Raw genomic sequence first — 17,631 nt, 5'->3', positions numbered from 1 at the left:
TTTTTCAAATTTCAATTATCTAGTAAAGAAAAGAGTATACCGATTACGGTATTCCTTACCATTTTTACTGATTATATTAAAAACAAAAAAGAGTTATCTGTGTTTTACAGATAACTCCTTTAATATTCATTTTAAATCAGTGGAAATAACACTCATTTTTAGTTTATTCTTTTTCCTTTGGTAAGTCTATCCAAGAATAGCTTTTGTGCACAATTTTCCAAGAACCTTTGTATTTAAGCAATAAAAAATAATCTGTAAAAGTACGCTGGTTTGGAATTACAATTTCTGCTTTGGCAATGGCTGCATCCTTTTCAATATCAATAGAAATAATTTTTCCAATTCTATTTACTTTTTCTCCAGTTTTTATATTCGAAATATATTCTTCTCCAGAACGTATCCATAATGAATTTTCGGAAACAGTGTATAAATTAAAATCTGGATGAAATGCTTTTCGAAGTCTTTCAGGTTCACCATTTGCTGTACCTTCTATATAATGAAGCAATGTTTCTGTAATTTGATCCGCTTCTGATACTCTAATAACATTTTTAAAATTATTTTTTAATAGTTTTAGAACTCCATAGGCAACATTAGTAGCAGAACTTGGGTCTTGTCCTGTTACAAATCTTCCATCTACAACATAAAAACTATTACCTGCTTCTTCAGAATAAACAAAATCGCCTTTATTCTTTTGGATAATGTTATTTATAGAGTATGGAAATGTTTTGTAATATTCCGCATCTGTATTCTCAAATTTATCGGGATAACCCGTAATTTTTTTCCCAGCATACAGAGATTCTCCTTTACTATCTTTTAAATATGCAATTCCAGCGGTTCCGTGACAAATAGCAGAAACGACTCCATTTCTATTGTAAATTTTTAAAGCAATTTTTTGAATCGTCGCATCTTCTGCTACACCAAACATTGCGGCTCCACCTCCACTATAAAAAATGACGGAATAATCTTCTGGATTAATTTCTGTTGGTTTCGAAGTATTTTTCAATTTGTCCATAAACCAAGGATCGTATAAATATTTTTTCTGCAAACTATCAGATGTATTTATATATCCAATTGGTATTGCACCTCCTTTTGGACTAATAAAATCGACCTGATAACCTGCTTTTACAAATACATCATACGGAACAATAATTTCTTCGAAATGATTGGCTGCGCTAATTTTAGTATTTCCATAAAAATCTTGATTAGAAGTCACAAATAAGATTTTATTTTGAGCCAAAAGACTTGTTTTAAAACCTATAAAAACAAGTAATAATATGAATATTTTTTTCATTTAAAATATTACTTACTTGTAGTTACTTCAACTGTTCTATGAGGAGCTCTACTAGAAATTTTATCTACAATAAACCAACCTTCATTCGTTTTCATTAAATTAAAATAATCTGTAAACAATAATTTAGTTGTACTAATTTCTACTTTTCCTACCGCGGCTGTTCCCGTAATATCAATAAAAACAATACGACCAGACCATTTATCTGATTTTGCATGTGGAGGAATATCAAAACGCTCCATGTATTTTGCTTTTTTCATCGTATTGAGCTTATTATCCTCAAAAAATTTCATTTGCCATGAATGATGAAAGGCTTTTGAAACTTTTACAGAATCTGTTGTACCTACTCCATCTATGTAAAGATTAAGCGTTTTCTGAACCAAATTCCAATCGTTTGTAGCGTCACTTGTTTGCGCATTAACATTCAGAAATAAAAAGTTAAACCCGATAATAAGAAGTACTTTTTTCATTTTTAAATTATTTAAAATTAATTAGTACAAATATTCGGTAAGCGTCCTATTAAAAGGCTTTGATTTATAATTTTGGAGTTTTATTTTATAAAATAGAACTTATTTAGAATGTAATTTTTGATACTCAGCTGGCGTAAAACCAGTGATATTTTTAAAAGCAGTAAAGAAAGTAGATTTTGAACTAAAACCACTATCATATCCTAAACCTTCTATCGTATAATTACTTTCTGTTTGTAGTAATTGTTTTGCTTTCTCTATTCTATATTCTTTGATTAAGCTAGAAAAAGATTTTCCTAAGTTGTCATTGATATATTGTGATAAAAGATGCTTGGTTACTTTAAGTTCTTTTGCAGCGACTTCTAATGTAAAATTATGATCTAGAAATAATTCTTTTTCAACAATTATGGCAAGTTTTTGATGCATTAAAGCAAGCATCTCTTTATCAATTTCTTTGTTCTTGTATTTTTCTTTTTCCTGAAAAAAAGTTGTTTCTCGGTTATTTCTAAAAATAACAAGTAATAGTATTAAATAGAAAACAAAAGAAAATGATAATGCTCCAACAATGTAAGAACCATAAGAACCTATTTTGTAAGCTATCCAAATAACAAATACACCAAGATAAATGCTAAGCAACCAAACTTCTAAATTTTTCAGTTTTTCCTTTTGCTTTATTTTTTTGAAAATAGGTTTAAGGTATTTAATTGCTACAAGACTATATACTAACCATTGAAAGTAAATTCCTGTTACAATCCAATTACTCCAAACTTTACGATGTTCCATGTAAGGATAAAAAATTCCAATAATTGTAATTCCAACAATAAATGGAATTGTATGTATTACCCAATTTGATTTTTCTTCTTTGGAAAAAGATTTAAGGTATAAAAACAAAAATGGTCCAATTAAAATACAAGCTGAGAGCCCTATTTGAATAAAAATATTGGATAATTGAGGATTAAAATAAAAGAAAACAGACTTTATAATTCTGATACTTATAACTAATAATAGTAAGGCTAAAAAATAATTGGCAAATTCTTTCTTCTTCGTATTAATAGCAAAATAAATAGAAAGTAGAAAACCATTAAACGCACCTAATGCACTAAAAAAGAAAAGTAACTGATTTGGCTCGTTCATTAGATTAATTAATAGCTGTTATACATTTGCTAAAATAATAAAAATAAACAGTAAACGTAAATTTTATAGTAAATTGATTGATGTTGTGAACTATTAAAAATAATAATGTGTTTCTGAAACAAATCCAGAAACACATTATTATTTAAATCAATCCATCATGTTTTGCACTTTTCTATCTATAAAATGAAAAAGTTTAAGGTATAATCTTAAGTAAATTATTTTCCTACTCTTGCTTGAAAATTTGCTGGATACCTATCACCAACAAGTTTTATTTCTTCTAATGCTGTATTTATTTTGTTTAGTTCTTCTGTTGAAAGAGAAACATTAACAGCACCAACATTTTCTTCTAATCGGTGAATTTTTGTTGTTCCTGGAATTGGAGATAAATATGGCTTTTGAGCCAATAACCAACTTAAAGCAATTTGTGCTGGTGATACATTATTTTCCGATGCAATTGTTTGTACTAATTCTACTAATTGTTGATTAGCTCTTCTATTTTCTTCAGAAAAACGAGGTACTATATTTCTAAAGTCATTTTCGGCAAATTTTGTTTCTGCATTAATAGCTCCAGTTAAAAAACCTTTTCCTAATGGACTAAATGGAACAAAACCAATTTCTAATTCTTCTAATAATGGTAATATTTCATTTTCTGGTTCTCTCCAAAACATAGAATACTCACTTTGTAAAGCTGTTACTGGTAAAACTGCATGTGCTTTTCTAATACTTTCTACTCCTGCCTCACTCATTCCGAAATGTTTCACTTTACCTTCTGCAATTAGATCTTTAACTGTTCCAGCTACATCTTCCATTGGTACATTAGGATCTACACGATGTTGGTACAATAAATCGATAACATCTGTTTGTAAATATCGAAGAGAATTCTCCACTACTGTTCTTATTCTTTCTGGTCTACTATCTACTCCTTTTGATGCATCTCCATCTAAAAAACCAAATTTTGTTGCAATAACAACATCGTTTCTAAAAGACTTTACAGCTTTCCCTAAAAATTCTTCATTTAAACCTTGACTATATGCTTCTGCTGTATCAAAAAAAGTAATTCCTAAATCGTATGCTCTGTGAATTAATGCAATTGCATCTTGCTCACTTACAGCTGGTCCATAACCAAAAGTTAATCCCATACAACCTAATCCTAATTCGGATACTTTTAAATCTTTTCCTAAAACTCTTGTTTTCATATTTTTTGTTTTTATAAAGTTTGTAAGCGCTTTACTTACAATGATTGTTTAATTTCTATGACAAATATCTGATGAATTTACACCTTTATATTATATGAATTACTGATTTACTTACCATAATTACAGATTAGGTTAAGTTTTTAATTTACAGTAAATAAGATTACTTAATTTTGTAATGTATTCGTACTATAATTGCAGCCAGACTTGAACGGAGCTCTTTTTGTGAAGAGGCACGATAAACAAAAAAGCGGGAGTGGAAGGCTGAATAGCTGCCCAACTAAAATTTAAAGATATGAGTGAGGTTATTTATTTTAATACTGTTAGTGATTACAATACTTCTTGTGGACAAGAAACATTACATCCTTTGGTAAGTGTTTTAGATTTATCTAAATGTTCTCCAAGAAAATGGGAAGCTGGCACAAAAGTGAAAATGAATTTTGGTGTTTATGGTATTTTCTTAAAAGATGTTGTTTGTGGTGATATTCGATATGGTAAAAATTATTACGATTACCAAGAAGGGACTTTAGTTTTTATTGGTCCGGGACAAGCTTGGGATGTGGAATATGAAACTTCATATTATCAACCACAGGGTCATGTTATTATTTTTCATCCAGATTTAATACACGGTACTTCTTTGGGAAAATTTATACAAGATTATAAGTTTTTCTCTTATCAAATGAATGAAGCGCTACACTTATCGGAAAGAGAGAGACAAATTGCATTAGACTGTTTTAAGAATATTTTGTTTGAATTACAGCAAACAATAGACATACATAGTAAAAAATTAATCGCTTCTAACATTGAATTGTTTTTGAATTATTGCAATAGATTTTATGATAGACAATTTATTACGCGTGATAATGCAAACAAAGGTGTTTTAGAGAATTTCGAAAATTTATTAAATGATTATTTTAATTCTGATAAACCGCTAAATATAGGCTTTCCTTCGGTTGCTTATTGTGCCGAAGAATTGAATCTTTCTTCTAATTATTTTGGTGATCTTATAAAGAAAGAAACAGGAAAATCTGCCCAAGAATATATACAGAATAAAATAATTGATATTGCGAAAGAAAAGGTATTTGATGCTGATAAATCTATTGCTGAGATTTCTTATGAATTAGGCTTTAAATATCCGCAACATTTTTCTAGATTATTTAAGAAAAAAACGGGGACTTCTCCATTTGCTTATAGAAATTTAAATTAACAGTTTTAAGCTAATTTAATAACGAAAGAAGTGCATTTTTACTGTACTGATTCGTGTATTTTTTCTATATTTATGCTTTTCAATATCACAATATTAATGTCTAATATTACAATTAAAGAAATTGCAAAAGCTTTAGGTCTTTCCGTTTCATCTATTTCAAAAGCCTTAAATGATAGCTACGAGATTAGCGACGAAACAAAAAAGAGAGTTGTTGAATACGCCAAGTTAAATAATTACAGACCAAATAGATTAGCTAAAAGTTTAAAAGGTGGGCAATCCAATACAATAGGTATTGTTGTTTGCTCTATTAATAATATTTTTGTTTCTCAGATTTTAGACGGTATACAGAAAGCTTCTTATGAAACTGATTATGACATTGTTATTATGCAAAGTAATGAAGATGTTAACCGTGAAAAAGAATCTATTGAGGCTTTATTGAAAAAAGGTGTTGATGGTATATTACTCGCGCCTGTTAGTGAAAATTCTAACACAGAATATTTAGCTGATGTAAATGAAAATATATGCCCTATTGTATTGTTTGATCGATTTAATCTTTCTTTGAAAACGACAAAAATTGGTGTAAACGAATCCAAAGGGATTATGCAAGCGTTGCAACATTTAATAAGAATTGATAGAAAAAAAATCCTTTTTATTACGGGAGATCAATTTGGAGAAGAAAATTCTAGAATAAATAGTTATAAAAAAGCTTTAAAAACATTAGATATTCCTTTTAATCCTAAATTTATGCTAAGCTGTAATTTAGGAAATAATGATTTAATTGATCAACAAATTTCAGAATCAATTAAAAATTTAATGAAGTCTAGCATTAAACCAAATGCAATTTTTGGTGCTACTGATGTAATTACAATACGTACATTGGGAATTTTAGCGCAGATGAAAATAAAAGTTCCAGATGAAATTGCTGTGATTGGTTTTTCTAATTTTGATATGCCCAATTCTTTAAATCCTTCCTTGTCTACCATTCGACAACCTACACAAGAAATTGGTTTTTTAGCATTAAAAAAATTAATTAATTTATTGGCTACACAACAACACAAAAGACGTGCCTTACATGAGACTATATTACTAGACACGTCCATTGAGTTGAGAAAATCTACTAATCTCTAATTTCTTCTATTTTTATAATTTTTATTTTAGGCACCAATAGTTTCATAATTGCCCATGCTATTAAATAAGCAACGGCACAAACTGAAAATACAAGCGTATATCCAAAATTTAGATTATCTGTTGCCATGTAATAATCGAATGTTTTACCGACAATAAATGAGAATAAAGCACCACCGATTCCTCCTGCCATACCTCCTATTCCAGTAACACTTGCGGTTGCTGCCTTAGGAAACATATCAGATACTGTTGTGTATACATTTGCAGACCAAGCCTGATGCGCTGAAGCTGCTAAACCTATTAATAGTACTGGAATCCAATAAGAAATATCTGAAAGTGGTTGTACTAAAAATACTGAAAGTGGTATAAATGCAATGATTAACATGGCACGCATTCGTCCATCGTAAGGAGATGTGTTTTTATTCATGAAATACATTGGCAACCAACCTCCACCAATACTACCAACCATTGTCATGGTATACAAAACACTTAATGGAAGTGTTATTTCTGAACCAGAAAGGTTGAATTGATTTTTTAAATAAGATGGTAACCAGAATAAGAAAAACCACCATACACCGTCCGTTAAAAATTTAGCAATCGTATACGACCATGTTTGTTTAAACTTAAGTAATTTTAACCAAGATATTTTTTCTTTTTTCTCGTCTACAGGATGTATATCGTAAACCGTATCACTTTGTATATAAGTGTATTCTTCTTTAGATAATCTTTTTTGTTCTTCTGGTTTATCATAAAAAATTAACCAAATAACTAACCATAAAAATCCTAAAGAACCTATAATTACAAATGTACTTTGCCAACCATAATAATGCGCCAACCAAGGAACAGTAAGCGGAGCTAATATTGCACCAACATTAGAACCTGAATTAAAAATTCCTGTTGCAAGTGCTCTTTCTTTTTTCGGAAAATATTCTGCTGTTGCTTTTATTGCTGCGGGGAAATTTGCAGACTCACCCATTCCTAAAACTAAACGCGCTACAATAAATCCTGTTACAGAAATAGATAATCCTCCAAAACCAAGAATTCCTAAGAATTGAACTGATGCCTCACCAATTGGAATTGCATAAGCGTGTATAATTGCACCTAATGACCAAACAACCAATGCAATTGCATATCCTTTTTTTGTTCCCAGTTTATCTACAAATCTTCCTGCTAATAGCATAAAAAATGCATACGAAAGTTGAAAAATAGATGTAATCATTCCATAATCTGAATTCGTCCAACCAAATTCTTCTTCTAATATGGGATGAAGTAAACTTAAAACTTGACGATCAAGGTAATTAATGGTTGTTCCAAAAAAAAGTAATCCACAAATTACCCATCTATAATTTCCTATTTTATTATTTTCCATTCTTTATAAATTAAAGTAATTATGAGCATTTTTATACGCAATTCCTTCTATTAACGACCCTATAAATTCTACATCATTTGGGATGTAACCTTTGTTCATATCTTCCGCAAATAGATTACAAATTAATCTTCTGAAATATTCGTGTCGCGAATAAGAAACAAACGACCTAGAATCTGTTAGCATTCCGATAAATGTGCTGATTAAGCCTAAATTAGACAGTTCATTTATTTGTTTTGTCATTCCATCTAATTGATCTAAAAACCACCATGCAGAACCAAATTGTATTTTTCCTTTTATTCCTGCAGCATTAAAGTTACCAACCATTGCAGCAAATACAGTATTATAAGCAGGATTCAAATTATAAATAACAGTCTTTGCAAGTTGATCTTTACTTTCTAAATGATTTAAGAAAGTAGATAATTGTTTGGCTTGATTTTCATCTCCAATAGAATCAAAACCAGTGTCTGCTCCTAATTTTTGTACGCTATGATTATTCGCATTTCGCAAAGCACCAAGATGGAATTGTTGTACCCAATCTTTTTCATTGTAAAAACAACATAGTTCTGTTAATAAATAAAATGCAAAACTATTCGAAATCGCTTCTGCTCGTTCATCATTTCCATTTAAAACCTCAACAAGAATATTTTCTACTTGTTGCTTAGAATATTGCTCTGGTATTGGCATTGATGAAAAACTGTGATCTGAAGAAACACAACCTAAAGAATGAAAAAAATCTATTCTATTTTTTAGAGCTGCGACTAAAGACTCAAAAGAATTAATCGTTACATCACTAACCAAAGCCAAGCGATTAATATAATTTCTAAATTGCTCTCCTGTATGAATCGCAAAAACTTTATCTGGACGAAAAGATGGTAAAACCTTTACTTTAAAATTTTGTTTTCTTAATGCTTGATGGTATTCTAAACTATCTGTCGGATCGTCTGTTGTTCCTTGCATTTCTACATTAAAATGTTGCAAAAGTGCTTGTGGCTTAAACGATTCTAATGCTAATAATTCCGATGATTGTTCGTAAATCTTATCCGCAGTTTTAGGCGATAACAATTCTGTAATTCCAAAAGGATTTTGCAATTCCATGTGTGTCCAATGAAATAGCGGATTTCTTACCGTATACGGAACAACCTCTGCCCATTTTCGGAATTTTTCTTTATCATCTGCGCTTCCTGTTATATATTCTTCTTCAATACCAAAAGCTCGCATTGCACGCCATTTGTAATGATCTCCTTGTAACCAAAGAGCCGTTATGTTTTCAAAATTTTCATTTTCTGCTAAAACTTTTGGAGACAAATGAGAATGATAATCTATAATAGGCTGTTTGGCTGCGTAATCAAAATATAGTTTTTCGGCAATAGGCGATTCAAGAATAAAATTTTCTTTTAAAAAAGTTGAATTCATATCTGCTGATTATTGTCCTAAAATTCCTAATTCAAGTCCTCTTAATTCAGCAAGTCCTCTAAGTCTTCCTATCGCCGAATAACCTGGGTTTGTTACTTTATTTAAATCATCTAACATTTGATGTCCATGATCTGGTCTGAATGGAATAGAAATTCTTCGTGTTTGATTTTCTTCTACCACTTTTTTCATCACTTGATACATATTTACATCTCCGTTAAGATGATCTGCTTCGTAAAAACTTCCTATTTCGTCGCGTTTTACATTACGTAAATGAATAAAATGCACACGATTCTTAACATATTCAAAAATTTCTGGAAGATTATTTTCTGCATTTGCACCTAAAGATCCACTACAAAAACAAACACCATTATAATCCTTATCTACAGCAGAAAGTAACCATTCATAATCTTCTAGATTACTAATAATTCGAGGTAAACCTAATATTGGAAAAGGTGGATCATCGGGATGAATTGTCATTTTTATTTCATTCTCTACACACGTTTTTTCTATTGATTGTAAGAAATAACTTAGGTTGTTTCTCAATCCATCTTTGCCAATAGCTTTATATGTATTGATACTCTCTTTTAAACTTTCTAATGTGATATTATTTTCTCCAGGAATTCCCATTAAAATGTTTTCTGCCAACGTATCTATTTCTTGTGTTAAAATCGTTTTTTTCTTTTCTTCTACTGCTTTCTTTATTTCGGTAGAATAATCATTTTCAGCATTTTCTCTTTGAAGAACATATATATCAAAATAAGCAAGATCTATCCAATCAAAATACAATGCTTTAGAACCATCTTCCATTTCTAAATCCAATTGTGTTCGTGTCCAATCTAATACAGGCATAAAATTGTAACAGATTGTTTTTATACCACATTCGCTAAGATTAGCCAATGTAGTATTATAATTTTCTATGTACTTATCTGCATCAGAAGATTTTGTTTTTATCGCTTCATGTACTGGAACACTTTCTACAACAGACCAACGTAAGCCAGCAGCTTCTATAATTTCTTTTCTTTTAAGAATTTCTTCTTTTGACCATACTTCTCCATGAGCAATATGATGTAATGCTGTCACAATTCCTGTTGCACCAGCTTGTTTTATATCTTGTAATGAGACTGTATCTTCTGGTCCATACCATCTCCATGTTTGTTCTAATTTTTTCATTCTTTTTCTACTATTAAACTCCACTCCATGCACTAAATCCACCATCTACAAAAACTGTTTCTCCATTTACAAATGATGAAGCATCACTTAATAAATAGATTAATGTACCTTGCAGTTCTTCGGGACTTCCCAATCTAGAGAATGGTGTATTATTAATAAATTTCTGAGCTCTTGAAGAGTACTCTCCATTCTGGTCTATAAGAAGATCTTTATTTTGGCTTGTAAGAAATACACCAGGAGCAATTGCATTTACGCGAACTTTATCTCCATATCTAAGCGAAAGTTCTGTTGCCATCCATTTTGTATAACCTGCAATTCCATTTTTAGCAACTGTATAACCCAAAACTCTTGTTAAAGGTCTGTCAGCAGCTAAAGAGGAGATATTTACAATAGATCCACTTCCCTTTTCTGCAATTACTTGCCCTAATATCTGAGTAGGAATCATTGTTCCATATAAGTTAAGTTCTATTGCTTTTTTAATGTCAGACATATCAAGAGAAAAAAGGTCATCGTCAGGAGATAATGTTGCACCAGGAACGTTTCCACCAGCAGCATTTACCAAACCATCTATCGTTCCAAAATTTTCTATAATTTCTTTTTTTGCTCTTCTTATATCTTCTTCGTTTAGGACATCTGCTAAAACAACAATAGCTTCTTCTGCGCCATTTTCTTGCGCCATAGCTTTTCTTTCTTCAGCTCTTTCTTTATTAAGTCCCATTATTACAACCTTAGCTTTTGCTTGTGCTACAGCCTTAACAAAAGATTCTCCTAAAACCCCAGTTGCACCTGTAATTACAATTACTTTTCCTTGTAATGAAAAACTGTTCAATATATTCATATCAAAAACTTGTTACTTTTTATAATTGTAATATTAAACACTAATTTTTGTTTGGTGTACTTTTTACACTTTTTTCTACTTAATCGTTTTCGTAGATTTTTATTTATAGATGAATGAATACGGTATTGATATCTCTAATTTTACTTTTTTAATTGTTATAAAGATTATGATGCATAAAATTCTTTCTATAGGAGAGCTTCTTTTAAGATTTGAGTCTGTTGAAAACTCTAACACCTCATCAAACAATATTTTTGCAAGTTATCCTGGAGGATCAGAAGCTAATGTAGCAGTTGCTCTTTCCGCATTAGATATTCCTGTTTCTTATTTTACTGTAATTCCTGATAATAGCTTAGCCGAAAATGCAATAGATAAAATACAAGATGCTGGTGTAGATACTTCTTCTATTCTAAAAAAAGAGGGACGATTAGGTTTATATTTTTTACAAGATCCAAATGGATTAACCAAAGGAGAAGTTATTTATGATAGAAAATATTCGTCTTTTTATTCTGTTGAAGAAAAAGAAATAGACTGGAATTCTATTTTCGGAGATTGCACATGGTTGCATTGGACAGCAATTACTCCTGCCCTATCCGATAAATGGGCGCATCTTATGAAACAATGTTTAGATGAAGCTAAAAAGCGAAATCTATTTATATCTGTAGATCTTAATTATAGAAACAAACTTTGGAATTATGGAAAATTTCCTCTTGAAATTATGCCAGATTTAGTACAATCATGCGATTTAATAATGGGGAATATTTGGGCTTCGAATAAAATGCTTGGTACTTCTATTACTGATGAATTGAATCGAAATACAACCAAAAAAGAATATTTTATTTATGCACAAAAAGTAAGTAAAGAGTTATTTTCTATCTATCCTAAATGTAAGCATATTGCAAATACATTTAGATTTATGGATAACTCCAATCATAATCTTTTATATGGAACTTATCACACACCTAAAGGTAATTGGCAATCTGAATCTTTGGAAACAAATGTACTTATTGATAGAATTGGAAGTGGTGATGCTTTTATGTCGGGATTAATTTTTGCTATATGTAAAGAATATTCTCCACAAGAAACTATAGATTTTGCAACAGGTATAGGTTTCAAAAAGCTATTTATTAAAGGAGATTTTTATCAAAAAAATAATATAACATTATAAAAAAATGAGTCAATCAATTATCGATACAATTAAGCAATATCCTATTATTCCTATTTATTATAATGATGATATAGATACTTGTCTTACTATTTTTAATAAATCTTACGAAGCAGGCATTCGCGTTTTTGAATTTGTAAATAGAGGAAAAAATTCCTTAGAGAATTTTGAGAAGTTAATGAACCATCGAAATACTCATGCAAAAGATATGTTATTGGGAATAGGAACTATCAAAACAGCAGAAGAAGCTGAAAGTTTTATAAAATTAGATGCTGATTTTTTAGTAAGCCCAATCGTTAATTCAAAAATTGCAAAAGTTGTTAATCATCACAATAAAGTGTGGATTCCTGGAGCTATGACGCCTACAGAAATAGCACTTTGTGAAGAATTAGAAGCTAAGATTGTTAAGATTTTTCCAGCAGCTACACTTGGAATTAATTATGTATCGAGCATAAAACCTTTATTTCCTCAATTAGAATTTATTGTTACTGGGGGAATTTCTACAGATAAAAACGAAATACAAAAATGGTTTAACGCCAATGTTCTAGCCATTGGTTTAGGAAATAGTCTATTTAAAGATTTAAATAATGACGAATCTTTTAAACAATCTATACAAGATTTAATTCATCAAAGAAAATAAACTAATCTTCAGTTTATTTATATTTTCCCAGAGTGATGTTATATTCATATAGCATCACTTTTTTTATAAAAATAGTTTACTATTACGTGTTAATTTATAATTAACTAACTGATATAACACTACTAAAGTGTAAAAAATACACTACAACGTTTTCGTAAAAACTTTCTTAATACAAAGTTAAACAAATAATTGATTAACAATTATTTAATCATTTTTTAATGCTTCAAAAAACTATAAAATTTACTTGATTAAGACTTCATAATGTATTTCAATCACCATCGCTTTTCAAAATTTATAGTTTTGTAAAGAGACACACAAAAAAATGGAAATATGAATATTAAATCAGTCAATAAACTTCATTACCTGATTGCACTTATCGCTGTATTTACAAGTATAGAAGCAAATGCACAAGAGGAAATAATTACAGTAAAAAAAGATTCTATCATTCCAAAGAAAGAGGAAAGTAAAAAATCTGAAGAAGATCGTAATGTGATGCTAAATGCAGCTAACAATACAGGTCCAAGAGAAGTTAACATTGGTCTACCAGCTAGTGTTGGTGGTATTATGATACAAGAAAACGGAATGCCAGTTGTACATGCTTTTTGGCCAGAATTACCAACAAGAACATGGAGACAAAGTGTAAGTTTAGCTAAACCAGGTCTTACAAAATTATCTGAAGTTGCTATTACACAAGGAGAACTTGGTTTTGCTGTAAGTTCAGAAACCAAATTGGGTTCTGACACTCCTTCGTATGTAGGAAATATTTCATCTAGTTCTTTTGGATGGATAAAAGGAGATGTAAATGCTTCTGGAAAAATTGCCAAAAACTTATATTATACAGCTGGTATATATGCCAATTATGATCCTCAATCTATCAATTTTAAATTTACAAATTGGGCAGATAGAACACAAATATACCGCGCAGGTTTAACTAAAAAGTTTGAAAATGGTAAAGGAAAAATAAGCATTCTTTACAAGTATTCTAAATCCGCATCAATAACATCTCATGCCTTATTTAGATATAAATTAGATGGTAAAGTAGAAGAAATCGACGGTTTTAAAATTGGTCGAGATAATTATATGCTTCCTAACGGTCGATTTAAATATTTAGATATAAAATCTGGCGAATACAAATGGATGGATGCAGGCGGACGAGATAACGAATCTTTTGCACATACAGTTGACATCATTGGAGATTATAAATTAAAAAACGATTGGAATTTAAATTACTTAGTAAGAGGTCGTTATTCTGAGAGTGTTTCATTTAATATTTTCCCAACTGGTATGACGCAAGCAACACCAGAAAGTGGATTCACAGTAAAAGAAACAGGAGAAGTTTATACTGGTTCTGCAAATAGTATGATTTTATCTTACACGCCAAGAACTCCTTTAAAAACGTTTATGGCAAGAGCTGAGATTAAGAAAAAAACAGACAAACACCAATGGCGTTTTGGATTAACAGAATCTCTTTATAGTGTAGATAATTTCACGAATAACCGATCTTTTTATTACCAAGCCGCAGAAGCAGATCCAAGACAATTGGTAAGACAAGGTGCTGCTACTGGAAATACAGATGCAGATGGTTTTTATAACTACAATGTTGGTGGTGAACACCACAATGGTTTTGATAATAAATTAGCTGTATTTGGTTCTGATACATGGGAAATTTCTGACAAGTTCAGTTTAAGCTATGGATTAAATTTAAGATGGGAAAAATTAAAAGGAGATCATTATTTAACACCTAGAACTCCTGGTTTCACATTAGCAGATGGAGAAAGAACTAAATTTGACCACGATTGGTTCCACATTGGTGGTAGCATAAGCGGGGTTTATAAAATTACACCAAGCTTTGGAGCTTTAGCTGATTTTCAATACACAGAAAACAATGGACTATTAACAAGTTATTCTGGAAATGTAACGCCTAATTTACCAAAAACAAGAAGTCCTTTAATGGGATTAGGATTATATTACAATCACCCAAATGTATCTGTTGTTACACAGTTTAGTTACTTAACAAGAAACAATTACTTAACAAGATTAAACCTTGTTAACCCAACGAATTCAAGTCAAAACCAAGTAGAGACGGTTTATTACGATATCGAAACAACAGGAATTACAGCTGATATTATTGCAAAGCCGTTTAAAGGTTTTCAATTACATTACTTAATTACTTACCAAACGCCTGTTTACAAAAATTACAACTTTAATGCATTTGGTAATTCTTACACTTATAACAATAATAGTGTAGAAGGAATATCTAAAGTCTTAATGGAAATTGATCCAAGTTATACATACAAAGATTTCAAGTTTTGGGCAAGTTTCAGATACTTTAGTAAACAATATGCTAACCTTACAAATGTTTTATTCTTTGCGCCAAGATGGGAAACTTTTGGTGGTGTAAATTATAAAATTAACGATCATTTTGATATAGGTGCAACAGTTGTAAACTTCTTAAATCAAAGAGGTGTTAGAGGAAGTATAAGCGGTGCCGAGTTAATTACAGATCCTGCTCCATACAATGACCGATTAATGGTAGGAACTTTTATTCGTCCATTTACAGTTGAAGCCTCAATCAACTTTAGATTTTAATTCAACCATCAAAAGCATTAACACAAATCAAAAACATCAATAAAATGAAAATGAAATTATTACTAGTCAACTGTTTCATGTTGATTGCTGTTTTAACGAATGCTCAGCAGTTAAAAAAAGCAAATGCCGAAGATATAGGATTATTTCCGCAACGAAATAATCATCGAAATACCTTAGACTTATCTGGTATTTGGAAATTTAAAGTAGATTCTTTGCATGTTGGTGAAAAAGAATCATGGTTTAATGGTTTAAGTAAAGCGCAGTCTATTGCAGTTCCAGGAAGTTATAATGAACAACTTAACGGAATTAGAGATTATTTAGATTTAGTTTGGTACGAAACAGAAACTTACATTCCAAAAGAATGGAAAGATCAAAATATATTTATTAGAGTTGGTTCTGCCGTGTACCATGCAAAAGTTTGGGTAAATGGAAAACCAGTTGGTTACCATGAAGGAGGTCACTTACCATTTGTATTTTCTGTAAACGATCATGTAAAATGGAACGAAAAAAACAGAATTACAATTCAAATTGAAAATGAAATGCGAGTTGATAGAGTTCCAACAGGAAATTCGAATGGTGCTTTTAGTAGCTTTCCTAGTGCTAATTACGATTTCTTTCCTTACTCTGGACTTAATAGACCAGTTTGGTTATACACTACGCCTAAAAAAGCATACATAAAAGACATTACTGTTATTCCAAATTATCAAGGAACAACAGGATCACTTGATGTAAAAGTAGAGCAAGTAGGAAATGCGAAGAAAGGAACTGTAATTGTTTCTGGTGATGGAAAAGAATATACACAAGAAATTACGTTTAAAGATCAATTAGCAAATGCTAAAATCTCTATTCCAAATGTAAAATTATGGGATTTAGAAAATCCATTCTTGTACAATGTAAAAGTTGTTTTAAAAGACAGTGATATTATCGATTCTTATGAATTAGAAACAGGAATTCGTACAGTTTCTGTAAACAATAAAAGTGTTTTACTTAATGGAAAACCTGTTTATTTAAAAGGTTTCGGAAAACACGAAGATTTCCCAGTTATTGGTAGAGGACAAACAAATCCTGTGATGATTAAAGATTTTGAATTGATGAAATGGACGGGTGCAAATTCTGTTCGTACATCTCATTATCCATACGATGAAGAATTTTACAGAACAGCAGATAAAATTGGTTTTTTAATTATTGATGAAATTCCAAATGTTGGAATGTTTTTCGACGATTCAGATCAGAATATAGAAACTAGACAACGTATTAGCAGTAACATGTTAAAAGAAATGTATACGAGAGATAAAAATCATCCATCTGTTATTTCTTGGAGTGTTGCCAATGAACCTTCTCCTTTCGCAAAATTTGGAGCTGGAAAAGAAACTGATAAACCTGTAGTGGTAGGAAAACAAAAATTATCAGAATTAATAAGCATCATCAAAAAGTTAGATTCAACTCGACCTGCATTATATGTTAGTGTTATGGGAGGACCAGAATCTTGGTTAGGTATCTCTGACTATATTGCAATGAACAGATATTATGGTTGGTACACAAATGTTGGTAACATTAAAGAAGGTGTACGAATTATGAAAGAGGAGTTAGAAAAAACGTATGCAAAATACAACAAACCAATTATTATTACAGAATTTGGTGCGGATGCGCAAGCAGGGATGCATTCAGACCAACCAGAAATGTTTACAGAAGAATACCAAAAAGAGTTTATTAAACAATATTTAGACTTAACAGATTCTAAAGATTATGTAACAGGAATGCATGTTTGGAACTTTGCTGATTTTAAAACTGGTCAAGGAATTATCCGTTTTGGAGGTTTCAATTACAAAGGAGTTTTCACTCGCGATAGAAGACCAAAAGCTTCTGCTCATTTCTTAAGAGAGAGATGGAATGATAAAACAAATAAAAAGAATTATTAAATACTTTGCGATTTTTAATGTGAAACGAATTTAAAATTATATCCGTAAACATAATTTTACTATTCATTATTTTGAAATTGAAAAACCCGTCTTAAAAAGACGGGTTTTGTTGTTTGGGAA

The 17,631-nt window shown here is 30.5% G+C and carries 14 protein-coding genes; 6 read left to right on the top strand and 8 right to left on the bottom strand.

What is annotated here, in order from left to right:
* Positions 1 to 163 precede the first annotated feature (163 nt).
* The 4 genes from BUA86_RS15935 to BUA86_RS03795 form a co-directional block, all read right to left on the bottom strand.
* Positions 164 to 1,288, bottom strand: coding sequence for a nuclear transport factor 2 family protein (locus BUA86_RS15935; protein WP_083580294.1), 1,125 nt, complete (start codon positions 1,286 to 1,288; stop codon positions 164 to 166).
* A gap of 8 nt (positions 1,289 to 1,296) precedes the next feature.
* Entirely contained in the window at positions 1,297 to 1,755 is a 459-nt protein-coding gene (locus tag BUA86_RS03805; RefSeq protein ID WP_072930028.1) for a nuclear transport factor 2 family protein, read from the bottom strand.
* 99 nt (positions 1,756 to 1,854) lie between these two features.
* On the bottom strand, positions 1,855 to 2,886 hold the full coding sequence (locus tag BUA86_RS03800; protein WP_072930026.1) for a helix-turn-helix domain-containing protein: 1,032 nt from the start codon (positions 2,884 to 2,886) through the stop codon (positions 1,855 to 1,857).
* Between the two features lie 215 nt (positions 2,887 to 3,101).
* Positions 3,102 to 4,082: an aldo/keto reductase gene (locus tag BUA86_RS03795; protein ID WP_072930024.1), complete on the bottom strand. Its 981-nt coding sequence runs from the start codon at positions 4,080 to 4,082 to the stop codon at positions 3,102 to 3,104.
* A 292-nt stretch (positions 4,083 to 4,374) separates the two neighbouring features.
* On the opposite strand from BUA86_RS03795, the gene BUA86_RS03790 reads away from it, so the two are divergent.
* Together BUA86_RS03790 and BUA86_RS03785 are read left to right on the top strand one after the other, a co-directional pair.
* Positions 4,375 to 5,286 carry a helix-turn-helix domain-containing protein gene (locus BUA86_RS03790; RefSeq protein WP_072930022.1) on the top strand — a complete coding sequence of 304 codons (912 nt, stop codon included), beginning with the start codon at positions 4,375 to 4,377 and terminating at the stop codon, positions 5,284 to 5,286.
* A 96-nt stretch (positions 5,287 to 5,382) separates the two neighbouring features.
* Complete coding sequence (locus tag BUA86_RS03785) at positions 5,383 to 6,414, top strand: LacI family DNA-binding transcriptional regulator (RefSeq protein WP_072930020.1); 1,032 nt, start codon at positions 5,383 to 5,385, stop codon at positions 6,412 to 6,414.
* Here BUA86_RS03785 and BUA86_RS03780 read toward each other — a convergent pair.
* From BUA86_RS03780 to BUA86_RS03765, 4 genes are read right to left on the bottom strand one after another with little or no spacing between them, the layout of a single operon-like run.
* Complete coding sequence (locus tag BUA86_RS03780) at positions 6,404 to 7,780, bottom strand: MFS transporter (RefSeq protein ID WP_072930018.1); 1,377 nt, start codon at positions 7,778 to 7,780, stop codon at positions 6,404 to 6,406. The two genes, BUA86_RS03785 and BUA86_RS03780, sit on opposite strands and share 11 nt — an antisense overlap.
* Positions 7,781 to 7,783: 3 nt before the next feature.
* A complete protein-coding gene (gene uxaC, locus BUA86_RS03775) occupies positions 7,784 to 9,193 on the bottom strand; it encodes a glucuronate isomerase (protein WP_072930016.1) in 1,410 nt (469 codons plus the stop codon).
* Positions 9,194 to 9,202: 9 nt separating this feature from the next.
* Positions 9,203 to 10,363 carry a mannonate dehydratase gene (gene uxuA / locus BUA86_RS03770; protein ID WP_072930346.1) on the bottom strand — a complete coding sequence of 387 codons (1,161 nt, stop codon included), beginning with the start codon at positions 10,361 to 10,363 and terminating at the stop codon, positions 9,203 to 9,205.
* 13 nt (positions 10,364 to 10,376) lie between these two features.
* Positions 10,377 to 11,201, bottom strand: coding sequence for an SDR family oxidoreductase (locus BUA86_RS03765; RefSeq protein WP_072930014.1), 825 nt, complete (start codon positions 11,199 to 11,201; stop codon positions 10,377 to 10,379).
* Between the two features lie 166 nt (positions 11,202 to 11,367).
* Between BUA86_RS03765 and BUA86_RS03760 the strand changes: the two genes are divergently transcribed.
* From BUA86_RS03760 to uidA, 4 genes are all read left to right on the top strand, one after another.
* Positions 11,368 to 12,366 carry a sugar kinase gene (locus BUA86_RS03760; RefSeq protein WP_072930344.1) on the top strand — a complete coding sequence of 333 codons (999 nt, stop codon included), beginning with the start codon at positions 11,368 to 11,370 and terminating at the stop codon, positions 12,364 to 12,366.
* A gap of 4 nt (positions 12,367 to 12,370) precedes the next feature.
* Positions 12,371 to 13,003: a bifunctional 4-hydroxy-2-oxoglutarate aldolase/2-dehydro-3-deoxy-phosphogluconate aldolase gene (locus tag BUA86_RS03755; protein WP_072930012.1), complete on the top strand. Its 633-nt coding sequence runs from the start codon at positions 12,371 to 12,373 to the stop codon at positions 13,001 to 13,003.
* A 330-nt stretch (positions 13,004 to 13,333) separates the two neighbouring features.
* Positions 13,334 to 15,592: a TonB-dependent receptor gene (locus BUA86_RS03750; RefSeq protein ID WP_072930010.1), complete on the top strand. Its 2,259-nt coding sequence runs from the start codon at positions 13,334 to 13,336 to the stop codon at positions 15,590 to 15,592.
* A gap of 44 nt (positions 15,593 to 15,636) precedes the next feature.
* Positions 15,637 to 17,511: a beta-glucuronidase gene (gene uidA / locus BUA86_RS03745; protein WP_083580292.1), complete on the top strand. Its 1,875-nt coding sequence runs from the start codon at positions 15,637 to 15,639 to the stop codon at positions 17,509 to 17,511.
* The last annotated feature ends 120 nt before the right edge of the window (positions 17,512 to 17,631 follow it).

It is taken from the genome of Chishuiella changwenlii (genome assembly GCF_900142565.1).
GTDB lineage: Bacteria > Bacteroidota > Bacteroidia > Flavobacteriales > Weeksellaceae > Empedobacter > Empedobacter changwenlii.
The sequence above is the reverse complement of the archived record's forward strand: the minus strand, read 5'-3'. Positions and strand labels throughout refer to the sequence as shown.